Source organism: Comamonas sp. A23 (genome assembly GCF_004522605.1).
Lineage (GTDB): Bacteria > Pseudomonadota > Gammaproteobacteria > Burkholderiales > Burkholderiaceae_C > Comamonas > Comamonas thiooxydans.
On sequence record NZ_RSDT01000001.1, the window covers coordinates 67595 to 85013 of the forward strand.

The following is a 17419-nucleotide window of genomic DNA, read 5'->3' on the forward strand; positions in this document are numbered from 1 at the left end:
GCCTGGATTGCGTTGGAATCACGACTACTAGGGAGTATTTTTAGGGTGGAGGCGGATAGTTGCTGCTTGGAGGATGGGGCTGTGTTCCCGTCAAGGCGTCAGCCTTGAAGCGGCCTGAGCCCTGTGTAGCCGCTCAAACGCTGCAAACAGAGCGTCGGGGAATTCTCGTCGGGCATATTGGCCCCCGGAATGAGAAAAGTCCGTTTTGGAAGACGGTCAGGGTGATGGATTCCAGGTGAGCGATGCCTTCGACTGTGACTGCTAGACCCAAATACATGCAGCCGGCGATCTGTCATCCATATCCTGCCTCGATGCGTATTCCAGTTGGGCCGACTCCTCGCGCCGGAGGCGAGGCATGGTGTTGCATCGGCCGATTGAATCCACCGCATGAAGCAGTCAGCCTGAGCATTTTCTTGGTGAACTGCTTCAGGCCGATTGCGATGCGCAGCTAGGGTATATGCGTTCAATGCGGGAGTGCTCGAAGTGAATGACACTCTCGTGAATCGTTGGCTTGCTTGAGGTAGGCAATCAAGTCACTACGCTCCTTGGAGTCAGGGATTCCGGCGTATGTCATTGTCGTACCTGGTAGCACCTTCATGGGCTGGGTCAGGAAGCGGTCGAGTGTTTTTTCGTCCCAGATGAAGCCGGAAGTCTTCATGGCATCCGAGTAGGCAAAGCCGGGAACCGTGCCAGCACGCCGTCCCAACAGGCCGCAATGATGCGGTCCCACTCGGTCATATGCCAGCGCATGGCAGGCCGCACAGCGAGCGTATATCTGCTCGCCAGGAAGTTTGTCAGGTGCTGCATGCACTGTCGCCGCGAACGACAGCATGCCAAGCAGCAGCCACCGTTCGGTGTTCATGATACGAATGCCGTGGGGACCGGTGCTTCGCCCACTGCCTGGCGCAGTACTGCCCAGTGCATGGCTTCATCACCCAGAATGCTGGCCGCCGCCTTGGATAGTTCTCGATTGCCGAACAAGGGAACGGCTCCCAGATAAGCACTGACGGCCCCTTGCTCCAGTCGTGCCGCAAACCGAAGCACATCCTCCTGTGATTTCAGCTGATTTGCTGGGAAGTTGTAAGCAGTCTTGGGGACTACCGGCTTGCCACCCAGTTTTTCAACCGTCTTGGCTAGTAGTTCAGCATGCGCTTTGTGATGGCCCTGGAAGGTCAGGGCCAGATCCAGCACCGAGTGTTGCAGCAGTTTGCTTTCTGCTCCCAACTGATAAGCAGCGATGGCCTCCAGCTCTGCACTCAGGGCGGTGTTCAGGATTTGAGTGTCCTGGACTTTTCCATCGCCGGTTTTGGCGGCTAGCGCTTCACGGCCGGCTAATAGCGCAACAGCGGCACCTGAAAGCATCAGCCCGGATTGGCCAAGAAAAAGGCGGCGCGCCTCCTGTGGATGAGCGATATGTAAAAACGACATGATGCACTCCTTCGTGGGTGACGAGGCCAGCTTTGGGAGACCGAAAATCCGGTGTCTAGGGCAAGCACTCATCCATTGGATGGATCGGAGCGTCACCACGTTCCGCCCCTGTTGGCAGCAGGGCCGAGAATCAGATCGACACGGGAACGCTGGATGCGGATACACCATCCAATGGTCAAAGGAGGCGTACATGCCGCACACTCAACCTTCGAACCACAGCCCTACGGTTGCTGATGCGTCGGATCTGGAGCTCGCTTTCAGAGCTGCAGCTGGCGATGAGGTGGCTTTCGAGGCCATCATGCGACGCCACAATCGCTTGTTGTTCCGCGCCGCACGAGCCATCTTGAAAAGTGACACGGATGCTGAAGATGTCGTGCAGCAGGCCTATTTGCAGGCTTGGCAGGCATTGGGGAATTTCAGGGCGGATGCCAAGTTGTCGACATGGCTGGTACGCATTGTCGTCAACGAAGCACTTGGACAGATCAGACGTCGTCAGTTGAAGATCGTGCCGCTGGAGTCCGCGATGGTATCGACTCAGCAGATGGATACCAGTTGGCAGCAAGACGATATGGACCGCAGCCCCGATCGAACCGTCATGCGTTCAGAGTTGCGTCAAATCATGGAGGCGCGCATTGACCTGCTGCCCGATGACTTCCGCAGGGTTTTCATGTTGCGCGGGGTGGAAGAGATGAGTGCGCAAGAGGTGTCGCAGATACTGGAAATTCCAGAGGCCACGGTGCGCACGCGCTTCTTCCGTGCACGAAGCATGCTTCGTGAAGGGCTTTCACAGGATCTGGATATGGCGCTCAGTGACGCCTTCAATTTCGATGGTGAGCGGTGCAATCGCATCGTGTCCTTGGTGCGGGCAAGACTACCCCAGCGTTAAGCAGGCATGCTTGGATCATTGGTTCTGATGAACATGCAGCAGATGCAGACCGATTCGCAAGAATGGACTGCCCTGGGCAAGTAGCAGATCTGCGCTTCACTAACTCTGGATTTCTTCATGCAGAGACCTCCCTGGGGTGAGCTCTCTACTTTTGAGTGGAGCGAGGATTTGAGGAGGCTTCAAAGCGGACAACAGGTGGCGATATATGCCACGAAGCCGTCATACAGAAAACTCACCGGGGAAACATGCCTGGAGCAGCAGCTGAAATCCAGGTGGATGGCGAAGCTGGTGGATTGATTGACATTTTCGCCACGGCAGCTGCTGAGACACTTGTTGGATATCGATGATCATCGCTTCACATTGCATGCTTTTCCAGATTAAATATTGACAAAAGCCGTGTGAGTCGACTGTATGTAAGAGGGGGCATGCAGATGAACGATCTGGAGGTTGACGGGAATCGCCATCTCAATCATTTGATGAGATCAGGTGTGTGCGCAGAAGGAGTGGATCGCATACTGCGTGCGGTTCGCAAGCATCTGGGAATGGATATCGCCTTTGTCTCACACTTCGGTGCGGCCGAACGGGTGCTCAAGCATTTGGACAGTGTTTCGGGCGGGCCGCTCCATCAAGGCCAGAGCATTCCCATGCAGGAGGGATACTGCCTGAAGGTTGTTCATGGCGAGCTGCCCGAATGCATTCCGGACACAAGTTGTGTGCCGGCTGCTCAGCACATTTCTGCAACACATGCAATTCCAATTGGGTCCCATTTGAGTGTTCCAGTCCGTCTCACGGATGGGCATGTGTATGGGACGCTTTGCTGCTTCAGCTACCTCCCGAATCCAACGCTAGGGGAGCGCGACATGCAATTGCTGCGCGCATTTGCAGAGATCCTGGCAGACCGTATCGAAGAGCAGGCTGTCGAGGAGCAGGTCAAGGCACGGTTGGTCGGTGAAGTCCGATCCGCGTTGGCGCACGGTGATCCGAGGATGGTTTTCCAGCCGATCTGCAGTTTGCGTGACAAGGCCATTTGCGGCTTTGAAAGCCTTTCGCGTTTTGATGTCGAGCCCAGGCATGCGCCGGATTATTGGTTCGATGTGGCAGACAAGGCCGGTTTGGGCATTGACCTGGAGTTGTGCGCTGTTTCCAAGGTGCTGCCGGCGCTGGAGCGGCTGCCCGCCAACAGCAGTGTAAGTGTCAACTGCTCGCCACAATTGCTGCTTAGCAGCAAATTCCATCAACTACTTGATGGCATTGATGATCTCTCACGTCTGGTCCTGGAGATTACAGAACATGCTGCGGTCAAGGATTACAAGGCTCTTGCCATTGGGCTGGAGCCTTACCGTCGCCGGGGCGCGAAACTGGCGGTTGACGATGCTGGTGCAGGCTATTCCAGCATGCGGCATATCCTCAATCTCGAGCCCGAGATCATCAAGCTGGATATGAGTCTTACTCACTCTATCGATACAGATGAGAAGCGGCGTGCACTGGCCAGAGGCCTCATCAGCTTCGCGCATGAAATAGGAAGCCTGGTGATTGCAGAGGGCGTTGAACGGCCGGAAGAGCTGGATATGCTGAAAAGGCTTGGAGTGGATTGCGCTCAAGGGTATTTGCTTTCCAGGCCACTTGAGATTGATGCCGCGGCTGTGTTCTCGCTTCATTAGTCGGTGTGCCGTGGGATGTGTCGCTGCATGGGCGGCCGCATCGTTCAAGTGTCTGGCAACCGATCTCGTCCTGCAGACGGCTGGCTTAGCTGGCTTCGTTCGCCTGCATCGAGCAGGCCTTGGCTCTTCTCGTGACTCCTTTGCAAAGGGCCTGAGCCCATATGGAGCCTCGGGTGACGGGTGCTTGGTTTGAGCTTGGTTTGTGCTTGGCCCTAGCGTAAACATCTATGTAGTGCTGTCAATCAATGCGAGCATACTGTTTGCGAATATCAATTGCACGAGGACGCTATGAAGTGGCTGCTTGTCAGTTTTGCGCTCATGGTGTTGACGCTCTGCGTCAGCTTTGTCGCGTCGGTCGCGGACGACCTGAGGCAAGGCAGCGATCAGGATTGACTGCCGGGGTTTTCAGCACCCCTCATGAGGCATTTCCGCGCCATCGATTGCAATCGTCACGCCCATGATGTTGCGGTCGATTTCCATTGGGCGTCCAGACCCCTCAAGCTTGACGATGTCGCTGCCGCGATTGAACTGCCTGGCTTTGCTGGAGCAGCTTGATGCGCCTGGGGGCGCTGTTGTATGCCTTCCAATGCCTCGGGAATGCTTGGCAAGCGCGCATGTGAGCGGTGTTGATCTGAAATTCATAGATCAGCGCTGAAATCTCCAATAGCAGCTATGCGCCGTCGGCTCTGAGAAAACCCGAAGGAGCGCCTTGCTGTCTCCAACCGGAAGCGGCTTTGGAAGCAGCCTCAGGCAGTTACACACTGCACCACAAGCGAATCGCTTGACCAGTCACCACCAAGGACTCATTGCACCAATTGGGGCAAAAAATGAGTGCGGCTGCATGGTGCTTCTGGCAGAAGAAATACCTGATTTCAGTGATTGCTCTTGCAGTCCTTGCCCAGTTAATATTCTTGGCACACTTTTTGACAATTAAGACTTTTGCATACTTTTTGAAAATTTGTTGCTAGAGCTCGCCGGCGTCTTCTTGTCAAACCGCCTTCGCCACTATCCCTCTGCTGATATGAACGTCCTTGCTTACCACCGGTCTGAGACAAATTTTCGTGGCCGTGTCCGGCTCACAGCCCTGCTAGGCTCGGCCATCTGGCTCACCGGTTGCGCCAATTTGACAAGCCAGGCACTTTCCACGGAGGAAATACAGTCACAGGTTCAGGCCGATCGGCAAAGCCTTGGCAAGGACGTTGCTCCTCTGACCGGGCCCGTGAGCCTGGAAGAGGCGATCGCGCGGGCCATCAAATACAACGCAGCCCAGCGCCTGCGTGGCATGGAAGAGGCGGTGGCGCAGGGGACGGCCAATGTTGCCAAGTTCGACATGCTGCCCAAGCTGGTGGCCTCGGCCGGCTACCGCTACCGCGACAAGGATCTGATCAGCCGCAGCACGGACTCCGTCACGGGCGCGCCTTCCCTGGCGCATCCCTATATCTCGTCGGATCGTGAGTCGACCTTGGCTTCGCTGAGCTTCTCCTGGAGCCTGCTGGACTTCGGTCAAAGCTATTACGCTGCTCGTCAGCATGCCGATCGGGCCCAAATTGCGGCTGAGCGTCGCCGCAAGGCCATACACACGCTGATCCAGGACGTACGTATCGCATACTGGCGCGTGGCTGCGGCCCAGGCGCTGGAGTCTTCGCTGCAGACCGCAGGCCAGGATGCAGACAAGGCCCTGGAAGACTCGCGCAAGGTCGAAGCGGAGAAACTGCGCTCCCCCATGGAGCCGCTGCGCTATCAGCGCCAGTTGCTGGAGAACATCCGCCTGCTGGAGGCCATTCAGCAGGAGCTCTCCTCCTCGCGTATCGAACTGGCTTCGCTGATGGGGGTGTCTCCCGCAGAGCTGAACCAGCCGCTGCGTGTGATCGAGCCTGCTGCATCGAATGCCCAGCGCTGGCTGGAGAAGCCGGTGGACAAGCTGGAAGACCGAGCCCTGCTGCTGAACCCGGATCTGCGCGAGAGCCTGTACAACGCCCGTATCGCCAATGAAGAGACCAAGCGCGTCATGCTGCGCATGTTCCCCGGCCTTTCCTTCAACTACGGTGTCAACAAGAGCAGCGACAGCTATCTGATCAACGACCGCTGGCAGGATGCGGGCCTGCAGATTTCCTTCAATCTGCTGGGATTGCTGTCACTGCCTGCACAGCGTCAGCTGGCTGACGCGGGTGTCCAACTGGCCGATCAGCGTCGTCTGGCTACCCAGATGGCGGTATTGACACAGCTGCATGTGGCACGTCTGCAATTTGCGAACGCCGTGCGCCAGTATGAAAGAGCACAGACCATTGCCTCGGTGGACCAGCGCCTGTCCGAGCATGTGAACAATCAGGTGCAGGCCGACAAGCTCAATGCGCTTGAGCGGGTCTCCCAGCAGACCACCACCATTCTTTCCGTGCTGCGCCGGTATCAGGCCCAATCCAATATGCAGGCCGCCAGCTCCCGCCTGCAAGCCACCCTGGGCATGGAGCCCGTGATCGAGGGCTCCGACAGCATGCCCTTGCCCGAGCTCACGCAGGCCGTTGGTAAATCGCTGCAAAGCTGGGACGCGGGCCAATTCCAATGAAGTCATGCGTGTCCCCCTTGATTCTGGGCCTGGCGCTGGGCCTGGCGCTCGCCGCTCATGGCCAAGGCGGCTCGGCTGCCCAGAGCCTTCCCAAGACTCAGACCCCCTTGCCCAGCGTGCTGGACCAGCGCGAGATCCGTGCCCAGCTTTCACCGCGCCGCTACACCACTCTGGCAGCAGAGATAGGTGCCAAGGTACAGCGTCTGCCCGTGGTGGAGGGAGGCGCATTTCGCCAGGGCCAGCTGCTGGTGCAGTTTGACTGCAGCCTGCCGCAAGCCCAGCTGAACAAGGCCCAGGCGGGTGTGGATGCCACCGAGAAGACCTGGAAGGCCAACCAGCGCCTGGCGGAACTGAACTCCGTAGGCAAGGTGGAGCTGGATGTCTCTCAGGCCGAATGGAACAAGGCCAGGGCTGAAGTCGCAGCCAACCGCAGCCTGCTGAGCAAATGCCAGATCACCGCACCCTATGCCGGTCGTGTGGCCGAACAGAAGATCCGTGAGCAGCAATATGCGCAGCCGGGTCAGGCACTGCTGGACATTCTGGACGACTCCGCGCTGGAGCTGGAGTTCCTGGTTCCTTCACGTTGGCTGAGCTGGCTGCATCAAGGCTCGGAATTCCAGGTGCGCATTGACGAAACCGGCAAAGCCTATCCAGCCAAGGTGCAGCGCCTGGCCGCGCGGGTGGATCCGGTGAGCCAGTCCGTAAAGGTCAATGCCACCATTCATGGAAAGTTTCCAGAGCTGATCGCCGGCATGAGCGGGCAGGTGTTGTTGGCACCGCCTCAGACCGGCAAGCCCTAGACATTCAAATACAAGAGCATATTACGCATGCTATTAAAAGGTTTCAGGTAATTTTTATTCTGAAGTCTAAATATAGAAAGCGAAAAATGCTCATGTTTTTATAGTCCGATAGCAGGAGACCGACTGCTTCCCAGGAAGAGGGTAAGCCGGCGGTCTGAACCTGCAAGGCAGGCAAGCGCCATGCCACCTTCATCCCGGAAGGACACTTTGATGACCCGCAAATCTCGCCCATTCTGGAACCGTCTGACACAGTCATTGACGACACAGGCCGTGAAGACCGATGTTTCCCAGCGTTCGCGGCCAGTATCTGCCGTGCGTCCGCTGGCATTGGAGCAGCGCTTTATGTTTGACGGTGCTGCTGCGGTGGATGCGGCTCATGCGGCTACAGATGCTGCGGCACCTGCGGCCGCAGAGCATATGGTGGACACGGCAACTGCGCTGCGACATGCGCTGACCGCGGAAGCGCAGATAGCGACCGAGGCTTCGCCGGCGACTACACAGCGCCAGGAAGTGGTCTTCGTTGACAGCAATATCAAGGATTACCAGCAGCTCATCAGCGGCCTGAAACCAGGCACTGAAGTCGTCGTGCTGGATGCGAACAAGGATGGGCTGCAGCAGATTGCCGATTACCTGGACGGCCGCAGTGGCATCGATGCCATTCACATCCTTAGCCACGGCGATGTGGGCAAGATCCAGCTGGGCAACGACTGGCTGGACAGCGGCGATCTAGCCGCTCGTAGCGAGTTGCTCGATGCCATTGGCCAGTCGCTCGACCAGGATGGCGACATCCTGGTGTACGGCTGTCGCGTGGGCGATGGCGGCACGGGCAACGATTTTGTCAAGGCCCTGGCCAGCGCAACCGGCGCGGATGTCGCCGCCTCGGACGATATGACAGGTGCGGCCGGATTGGGCGGTGATTGGACCCTGGAACAGAACCTGGGCACCGTCGAAACCAGCGCATTGCTTGGTTTGGAGACCTACAACGGGTTACTGGCGACGCCTGCGGACCAGAATTTCGACGCTCTTCCTGTTGCGAGCCAGGGGAGCAACAGCGTCAACATCGGCGGGATTACGTACTTCAATAACGACAGTTTTGCCATTTCGATCGTCAATGATGGTTTCATCGCGAATGGCACGGACCATGCCCTGGGATACCGGAGCACTGGCCCCAACACCTCCACAGAGGTTGGATTCAAGACCTCGGATGGGTCAGAATTCAAGCTCAACGGTTTTGTCGTGGACCGTGGTTTTGGTCTCGACAACACGTTCACCATCAGGGCCTATCGCAACAATGTGCTGATCGATACCCGGGTCGTCGACGTGTCGTCCGGCACTGCGAACTTCAACGTCAGCGGAAACAGCAACTGGGAGTACATCGACGAAGTCAGGATCAGCGGAACTGATCTTGACGTCGATATCGACGACATTAATTTCAGCGACGCAGTCCTCCCGGATACCACGCCGCCAACGGTAACGTCCGTCAGTGCCAGCACACCCAACGGCACCTACAAGACGGGCGACGTGATCTCCATCACCGTAGCGTTCAACGAGACGGTCACGGTCACCGGTGTTCCCCAGCTCACCCTGGAAACGGGCTCCACCGACCGGGTGGTCAGTTACGCCAGCGGCTCAGGCAGCAGCAGCCTGACCTTCAACTACACGGTGCAGGCCGGGGACACCAGCGCCGACCTCGACTACCTCGGCAGTGGGGCGCTTTCGCTCAATGGTGGCAGCATCCGCGACAGTGCCGGCAACGACGCTACCCTGAGCCTGGCCTCGCCGGGGGCGGCCGGTTCGCTAGGCGCCAACAAGAACATCGTGATCAACGACGCGCCCAGCCTCGGCAACCTCAATGGCGACAGCGTCGCCTGGGCCGGCGTCGGCAACAGCGTGAACCTCGATGTGGGCGGCAACGCCACCCTCGCCGACACCGAATTCGGAGCGCTCAACGGTGGCAACGGCAATTGGTCCGGCGCCAGCCTGACCGTGCAACGCGCGGGTACCGCCATCAGCACGGACGTGCTCGGCTTCGCCCTCGCCGGCGCGAGTTTCACCGTCAGCGGCAGCAACCTGCAGGCGGGTGGCCTGACCTTCGCCACCTTCACCAACGCCGGCGGCGTACTGACCATCACCTTCACCAGCAGCGGCACGACGGCCACCACCGCCCTTGTGCAGAACGTCCTGAGCCGCGTCACTTACCGCAGCGATACGCCGGCGGGCGATGCGACCCTGCGCTACAGCCTCAGCGATGGCACCTCCACCGCCACGGCCAACCTCACGGTGACCAGCGATACCATCTATGTCACCAACACCGCCGACACCGCGACCATCGATTTCAGCAACGGCGTCAGCCTCAGCGAGGCGGTGGCCATCGCCGCCGCCGACGCCACCGGCAGCCAGACCCTGATCCTGGGCAGCGCCTTCACCGGTCAAACGCTCAACCTCGCCGGCAACCTGGCGATCGGTGAAAGCCTGACCCTCAACGGCGATTCCGCATCAGGCCTGACCCTGAACGGCAGCACCATCACCCTGGGCGGCGGCACCACGCTTAACTTCACCAACTCCGCCGGCACCGTAACCCTCGGCAGCACCCTGGCCGGCAGCGGCTCGCTGGCCAAGGCCGGTGGCGGCACCCTGGCGCTGACCAGCACCAGCAACGAGGCCAACATGTCGGGTGGCATCAGCGTCACGGCCGGCACGCTGCAGGTTTCCAACGACGATCACCTGTCCTCCGGCACGCTGACCCTGAACGGCGGCACCCTGACCAACAACAGCGCCGCCTTCACCATCGACAACGCCATCGCACTGGGCGCCGCTGGCGGCTTCATCAATGTCGGCGGTGGCGGCGGCTCCACACAGCAGACGCTGACCGGCGTGATTTCCGGCAGCGGCAGCCTGACCAAGAATGGCCAGGGCATCCTGCAACTGGATGGCAACAACACCTATACGGGCGCCACCAATGTCACGGGCGGCACCCTGATCGCCAACCACGCCAATGCCCTCGGCACCCTCGCCGGGGCCACCACGGTCTCCAGCGGCGCGACCGTGCGCATCGTCGGTGGCCTGACCATCGGCGAGGCGTTCACTGTCAGCGGCACCGGCAAGCAGGTCGGCGTCAATTCCTTCGGCGCCCTCCACCTGAACAGTGGCAGCAGCACCCTGAGCGGCAATATCACCCTGGCCGGCGATGCCGATATCAGCGCGGCCAGCGGGGCCACGCTGACCCTCAGCGGTGCGCTGGGTGGTGGCGGCTTCAACCTGAACAAGACCGATGCCGGTACGCTGGCGCTGGCCAACACGGGCAACGAGGCCGGCCTGACCGGTGGTACGACCATCTCCGCAGGTACGCTGAGCATCGGCTCGGATGATCACCTGACCGCCGGCACGCTCACGCTGAATGGCGGCACGCTGGCCCTGACCGGCGCCACCACGGTCGACAACGCCATCAACCTGGCCGCGAATTCCACCGTCAGCACCAGCGCCAATGCAACGCTCAGCGGCAACATCACCGGCACTGGTGACCTGACCAAGAGCGGCGCCAGCACCCTCGCGCTGAGCGGCAGAAACAACTTCGCTGGCGCGGTGTCGGTAACGGCGGGCACGCTGGCGCTGCAGAACGGTTCCGCATTGGCCGACAGCGCAACGGTCGCGCTAAGTACCGGCACGACATTGACGCTTTCCAACAGCGAGACCATCGGCGGCCTTTCCGGTGCCGGCAACGTCAACCTGTCGAGCAACACGCTCACCGTCAGCCAAAACACCAACACCACATACTCCGGCGTCATCAGCGGCACGGGCGGCCTGACCAAGTCCGGCAGCGGCACGCTGACGCTGAGCGGTTCCAACGCCTACACCGGCGCCACCACCGTTTCGGCCGGCGGGCTGACGCTCAATGGAGCCAGCGGCACGCTGGATGACAGCACCTCGGTGACGGTTTCGACGGGCGCAATGCTGACCCTTGGCGCCGACGATGTCGTAGGCCTGCTATCCGGCGCGGGCACAGTGGCCATCGGGGCGAACGAATTCGTGGTTGGCGTCGGCGGCGGCAGCAGCACCTTCTCCGGCAGTATCACCGGCAGCGGCACCTTGACGCTGGATGGCAGCGGCACCCTGACGCTGTCCGGCATCAACAGTGGCCAGAGCTGGGGGATGCAGGTGTTGAGCGGGGGCACCCTGTCGATTGCCGGCGACGCCAATCTGGGAAGCGGAACCGTGCAGCTCAACGACGGGACCCTGGCAATCACCAGCTCCACGAGCGTCGACAACGCGATCGTGCTGGGCGCCAGCGGCGGCGCCGTTTCGCTGGGCTCCGGCCTTGCCGCCACCCTGAGTGGCGCAATCGGCGGCACCGGCGGATTGACCAAGACCGGCAGCGGCTCGCTGACACTTTCCAACACAAACAACTATTCGGGTACGACCACCGTCTCGGCCGGCACGCTTGCCGTGAATGGCAGCACCGCCAGTGCAACCACCGTCAATAGCGGCGGCACCCTCGCTGGCGTTGGCACGCTGGGTGGCAATGTAAGCGTCAACAGTGGCGGTACCTTGTCGCCGGGCAACAGCGCCGGCACCCTGACGGTGAACGGCAACCTGCAGATGAACGCCGGCAGTACCCTCGCCGTCGAGATCAACGGCACCACGGCCGGCAGCCAGTACGACCAGGTGGTGGTGACTGGCTCCGTGGACGTTTCCGGGACGACCCTGTCGGTCAGCCACGGCTATGCCCCTGGCAACGGCGACAGCTACATCCTGATCGTCAATGACGGGGCCGACGGCATCACCGGCACCTTCAGTGGTCTACCCGAAGGCGGCACCACCACGGCCGCCGGCAACGGCACCCTGTTGACCGCCAGCTACATCGGCGGCAGCGGCAATGACTTCACCTTGACCGCGCCAATCAACGATGCGCCCGTGGTCGGCAACCTGAACGGCGACAGCGTGGGCGTCATCGAAGGCGGCAGTCCGGCGCTGCTGGATGCCGGCAACAACGCCACGGTCAGCGACAGCGATTCCACGGACTTCGCTGGCGGCAATGTCACAGTCGCCATAGTCGCCAACCGCGCCAGCGGCGAAGACATCCTGGCCATAGTCAACCAGGGATCGGGAGCAGGGCAGATCGGTCTATCCGGCTCGAACGTCACCTACGGCGGCGTGGTGATCGGCACCTTCACCGGCGGCACCGGCAGCAACGACCTGGTGATCAGCCTGAACGCCAATGCGACCCCGGCCGCGGTCCAGGCGCTGGTCCGCAATATCACCTACACCAACAGCAACACCCTCGATCCGAGTACCGCTACCCGCACCATTCGCGTGACAGTCAACGATGGCGACGGCGGCACCAGCAGCAACGCCGATATCGCGGTCAGCGTGACGGGCGTTAACGACGCGCCGACCCTGTCCGCCACCGGCGGCACGCCCAGCTACACCGAGAACGCTTCGGCGGTGGACCTGTTCAGCGGCGTGAGCGTCGGCACCATCGAGGCGGGCCAGGCCATCACCGGCCTGGCCCTGACCGTTGGCAACCTGGCCAACGGCGCCAGCGAAATCCTGCGCATCGACGGCACCGACATTGCCCTCGTCAATGGCGCCAGCGGCACCACCGGCGGTAACGGTATCGGCTACAGCGTCAGCGTCAGTGGCGGCACCGCCACCGTCACCCTGACCATCGCCGGCGGCCTGGGCACGGCCAACGCGCAGGCCGTGATCGACGGCATGACGTATCGCAACAGCAGCGAGGCACCCACCGGTGGCAGCCGTGTGGTCACGCTGGCCAGCATCCGCGACAACGGCGGCACCAGTAATGGCGGCGTGGACAGCACGGCCGTCTCGATCGCGGCGACGGTCAACGTCGTGGCGGTGAACGATGCGCCGACCATCATCGCGCCCGGCTCCATCGCCGTGACCGAGGATGTGACCACGGCCTTGACCGGCATCAGCTTCGCCGATGTCGACGCGGGCGCCGGCAGCGTGACCGCCACCTTCAGCGTGGCCAGTGGCACCCTGGCTGCCACCAGCGGTGGCGGCGTTACAGTGGGCGGCTCTGGGACCGGCACCCTCAGCCTGACCGGCACTGTCGCCGACATAAACGCCTTCATCGCCGCCAATGGCCTGAGTTTCACCACCGCTGCAAACGCCACGGCCAACGTGACGCTGATGATCGCCATCGACGATGGTGGCAACACCGGTACTGATCCGGGCCTGTCCGGCACCGGCAGCAGCGAGGCCGACTCGGCCACCCTTATGTTGACGGTCTCGGCCGTCAACGATGCCCCGGTCAACAGTGTCCCGGCCGCGCAGACCATCGACCAGGATGCCAACCTGGTGTTCAACAGCAGCAACGGCAACCTGATTTCCATCAGCGATGTGGATGCTGGCGGCGGCACGGTACGAGTGACCCTGACCGCCAGCAATGGCCTGCTTACCCTGAGCGGCACCACGGGCCTGAGCTTCCTCGTCGGCAGCGGCACGGGCGACGCCACCCTTACCTTCGAAGGCTCGATCGCCAACATCAACAACGCCCTCAACGGCCTGGTGTTCAGTCCCACGGGCGGCTACAACGGCCCGGCCAGCCTGCAGATAGTCACCAACGATCTGGGCCTCAGTGGCAGCGGCGGCGACCAGACCGATACCGACACCATCAATATCACCGTCAGCCCGATCAACCCTGAGATCACCGACGTCAGCACCACCACCCCGGACGGCGGCTACAAGGTGGGCGATGTCATCACCGTCACCATCACTTTCGACCAGAGCGTGATAGTCGACACCAGCGGCGGCGTCCCGACGCTGCTGCTGGAAACCGGCCTGGTGGACCGCAACGCCACCTACGTTTCCGGGTCCGGCACCAACACCCTGACCTTCAGCTACACGGTGCAGGCAGGGGATGTCAGCGCCGACCTGGACTTCCAGTCCACCGGCGCCCTGGCATTGAACGGTGCGACCATCAAGAGTGCCGGCAACGACGATGCCATCCTCACCCTGCCCACTGTCGGTGGGGCGAACTCCATCGCCGGTCAGAACGACATCCTGGTCGACGGCGTGGCACCCACGGTCGCCAGCGTCAACGTGCCGGGCAACGGCACCTACGTCGCCGGGCAGAACCTCGACTTCACCGTCAACCTCAGCGAGGCGGTGACCGTCGATACCACCGGCGGTACCCCGCGCATCGCCATTACCCTGGATGGCGGCGGCACGGTATTCGCCGAGTACCTCGGCGGCTCCGGCACCACCGCCCTGGTGTTCCGCCTGACCGTCGCCAGCGGCCAACTCGATAGCAACGGCATCAGCGTCGGCGGCGCCATCCAGGCCAATGGCGGCACCGTGAAGGACGCCGTGGGCAACGATGCTGTGACCACACTCAACAACGTCGGCAGTACCAGCGGCGTGCGCGTCGACGCCGTGCTTCCGACGGCCTCCATCGTCGTTTCCGATACGGCCCTGGCCGCCGGAGAAACCTCGACGGTCACCATCACCTTCAGCGAAGCGGTGACGGGGCTGGATGTTGGTGACTTCAGCGTCACCAACGGTGTACTGAGCGGATTGAGCAGCACCGACGGCGGCATCACCTGGACGGCGACCCTGACCCCGACCGCTGCCGTGACCGACAGCAGCAACCTCATCACCCTGGATAACAGCGGCGTGGCGGACTTGGCGGGCAACGGCGGGACCGGCACCACCGACTCGAACAACTACGCCGTCGATACCCTGCGACCTACGGCCACCATCGTCGTAGCGGATGCGGCGCTGCAAGCCGGAGAGAGCGCCCTGGTCACTATCACCTTCAGCGAAGCGGTGACGGGGCTGGATGTCGGTGACTTCACTGTGGCGAACGGCAGTCTGAGCAACCTCAGCAGCAGCGACGGCGGCTTGACCTGGACGGCGACGCTGACGCCAACGGCCAGCATCACCGATGCCAGCAATGTGATCACGCTGAACAACACCAGCTATGTGGATGCAGCTGGCAACACTGGCACGGGAACGACGGATTCGAACAACTACGCCATCGACACCCAGCGCCCGACAGCCACCATTGTGGTGAACGACACGGCGCTGGCGGTGGGCGAGAGCACCACGGTCATCATTACCTTCAGCGAAGCGGTGACGGGGCTGGATGTTGGCCATCGACACCCAGCGCCCGACAGCCACCATTGTGGTGAACGACACGGCGCTGGCGGTGGGCGAGAGCACCACGGTCATCATTACCTTCAGCGAAGCGGTGACGGGGCTGGATGTTGGTGACTTCACTGTGGCGAACGGCAGTCTGAGCAATCTCAGCAGCAGCGACGGCGGCTTGACCTGGACGGCGACCCTGACGCCAACAGCCAGCATCACCGATGCCAGCAATGTGATCACGCTGAACAACACCGGCTATGTGGATGCGGCAGGTAATACAGGCAGCGGCGCCACCGACTCCAACAACTACGCCATCGATACCCAGCGCCCAACGGCGACCATTGTGGTGGCGGATACCGCGCTGAAAGTTGGGGAAACCTCGCTGGTGACCATTACCTTCAGCGAAGCGGTAAGCGGTTTCAGCAACGCCGACCTGACGGTAGCCAACGGCACCCTGAGCGCGGTCAGCAGCAGCGACGGCGGCATCACCTGGACGGCGACCTTCACACCTACCAGCAACGTCACCGACGCCAGCAACCTGATCACCCTGGACAATACCGGGGTGACTGACGCAGCGGGCAACGCTGGCAGCGGCACTACCGACTCCAACAACTACGCCATCGATACCGTGCGTCCTACCGCGACCATTGTGGTGGCGGACACAGCGCTGCAAGCCGGAGAGAGTACCCAGGTCACCATCACCTTCAGCGAAGCAGTGAACGGGTTTGACAACAGCGACCTGAGTGTCAGCGGTGGCTCCTTGAGCACTGTCACCAGCAGCGATGGCGGCGTCACCTGGACTGCGACCTTCACGCCCACGGTCAACCTGGAGAGCACGGGTAATCTGATCACACTGAACAACGCCGGTGTGACAGACAAGGCAGGCAATGCTGGAGTCGGCACTACGGTATCCAATGCCTATGCCATCGACACCCTTGATCCGGTTGGGCCAGAAATTACTCTGGATCAAGCCACGCTGGTGAATGGGCGGCAAGTCTCGCCAACGGGCTTGGTCTTCATTTCTGGTCTGGAAGCAGGAGGCAGTTGGCAGTATTCCTTGGACAATGGCGTTTCTTGGATTGAAGGCCGCGGGAACTCTCTCCAGCTACCTGGTCTCGGGGCATTCAGCCTCTGGGTTCAGCAAAGGGACGTTGCGGGCAATGCATCTTCGCTAACGTCACTTAGCGGCATTGTTGAACCGCTGGTACCTCCTGCCGTGCATGCTCCATTTGCCTTTGCTGTGAGTAATCCCTCTGATGGGCTTGGTCTCGCACCATTTCAACCCTCCGAGGTACCAGAACCGAATGCTGATTTTCTACACCCTGCATCGATGATGCTCGGCTCCGTATCTCGAGACACAGGAATGCCTCGTCAAGATAGCTGGTCTGAATATGGCCTTCCGCAGTCAATTGCAGGTGTCAATGACTGGATGTGGGCGCCGCTTTTCGCACCGACAGAATCCGATCGCTCTGGATTTGATCCGGCACCTGAGCAGTTCTCGGTCACGACTGGGGTCAGCACTCTGGATCTGAAGCCCGTCCTCCTGGCGTCGGAGAGTCCGTGGGATATCGAGTCGCTCCAGTTCAGCTTCTCCGGTAAGCAGGAGCTGCCCGGATGGGTGCGCTTGGACCGTCATAGCGGTCAGCTAACCATCAACGCACCCAAGGACCTCAGCACAACGCTTGTTCTGCAGATCAAGGTCAGCGATGGAAAGGGACACGAGTCGGTGCGAACTGTCAAGCTGGTAGTCGGCGATGCACAGGCCACATCCAGTGTGCCCACAGGGCGAGCCGGACTGAGTGAAAAGATGGCAAATGCGGCAAATCAGCAGGCGGGGAAAAGGATGTCCCAGTATGTCCATGGTTGATGGAATCATGACTACAGCATATGAGGCGGTTGCGCCATGAACGCAGCCGTTTCTCCTCAGAGCGTGAACCCGGCAATGCTGCTGCTTGAGCTGGGGCATCGC

At 61.0% G+C, this 17419-nt stretch carries 8 protein-coding genes; 6 read left to right on the plus strand and 2 right to left on the minus strand.

Going from position 1 to position 17419, the window contains the following annotated elements; translation table 11 throughout:
* Window positions 1–463: 463 nt before the first annotated feature.
* Together EIC84_RS00395 and EIC84_RS00400 are read right to left on the minus strand one after the other, a co-directional pair.
* A complete protein-coding gene (locus EIC84_RS00395) occupies window positions 464–862 on the minus strand; it encodes a cytochrome c family protein (RefSeq protein WP_003070778.1) in 399 nt (132 codons plus the stop codon).
* The gene (locus EIC84_RS00400; RefSeq protein ID WP_003070776.1) at window positions 859–1428 is read right to left on the minus strand and encodes a ferritin-like domain-containing protein; all 570 of its coding nucleotides are present in this window, start codon (window positions 1426–1428) and stop codon (window positions 859–861) included. The genes EIC84_RS00395 and EIC84_RS00400 overlap by 4 nt, the downstream gene beginning before the upstream one ends.
* A gap of 190 nt (window positions 1429–1618) precedes the next feature.
* Between EIC84_RS00400 and EIC84_RS00405 the strand changes: the two genes are divergently transcribed.
* The 6 genes from EIC84_RS00405 (at window position 1619) to EIC84_RS26260 (ending at window position 17317) form a co-directional block, all read left to right on the plus strand.
* Window positions 1619–2314, plus strand: a complete 696-nt coding sequence (locus EIC84_RS00405; protein ID WP_034363462.1) for an RNA polymerase sigma factor — start codon at window positions 1619–1621, stop codon at window positions 2312–2314.
* Window positions 2315–2739: 425 nt separating this feature from the next.
* Entirely contained in the window at window positions 2740–3975 is a 1236-nt protein-coding gene (locus EIC84_RS00410) for an EAL domain-containing protein (RefSeq protein ID WP_003070770.1), read from the plus strand.
* Between the two features lie 1219 nt (window positions 3976–5194).
* A complete protein-coding gene (locus EIC84_RS00420) occupies window positions 5195–6538 on the plus strand; it encodes a TolC family protein (protein ID WP_003070766.1) in 1344 nt (447 codons plus the stop codon).
* A 17-nt stretch (window positions 6539–6555) separates the two neighbouring features.
* Window positions 6556–7338 carry an efflux RND transporter periplasmic adaptor subunit gene (locus EIC84_RS00425; protein WP_003070764.1) on the plus strand — a complete coding sequence of 261 codons (783 nt, stop codon included), beginning with the start codon at window positions 6556–6558 and terminating at the stop codon, window positions 7336–7338.
* Between the two features lie 210 nt (window positions 7339–7548).
* Complete coding sequence (locus tag EIC84_RS00430) at window positions 7549–15576, plus strand: Ig-like domain-containing protein (protein WP_167598988.1); 8028 nt, start codon at window positions 7549–7551, stop codon at window positions 15574–15576.
* Window positions 15458–17317, plus strand: coding sequence for an Ig-like domain-containing protein (locus EIC84_RS26260; protein WP_240701970.1), 1860 nt, complete (start codon window positions 15458–15460; stop codon window positions 17315–17317). The genes EIC84_RS00430 and EIC84_RS26260 overlap by 119 nt, the downstream gene beginning before the upstream one ends.
* Window positions 17318–17419 lie beyond the last annotated feature (102 nt).

Bases quoted from the DNA above. Each gene is read 5' to 3' on its own strand.
- EIC84_RS00395 (WP_003070778.1), bottom strand. From the start codon at position 862: ATGAACACCGAACGGTGGCTGCTGCTTGGCATGCTGTCGTTCGCGGCG.
- EIC84_RS00400 (WP_003070776.1), bottom strand. From the start codon at position 1,428: ATGTCGTTTTTACATATCGCTCATCCACAGGAGGCGCGCCGCCTTTTT.
- EIC84_RS00405 (WP_034363462.1), top strand. From the start codon at position 1,619: ATGCCGCACACTCAACCTTCGAACCACAGCCCTACGGTTGCTGATGCG.
- EIC84_RS00410 (WP_003070770.1), top strand. From the start codon at position 2,740: ATGCAGATGAACGATCTGGAGGTTGACGGGAATCGCCATCTCAATCAT.
- EIC84_RS00430 (WP_167598988.1), top strand. From the start codon at position 7,549: ATGACCCGCAAATCTCGCCCATTCTGGAACCGTCTGACACAGTCATTG.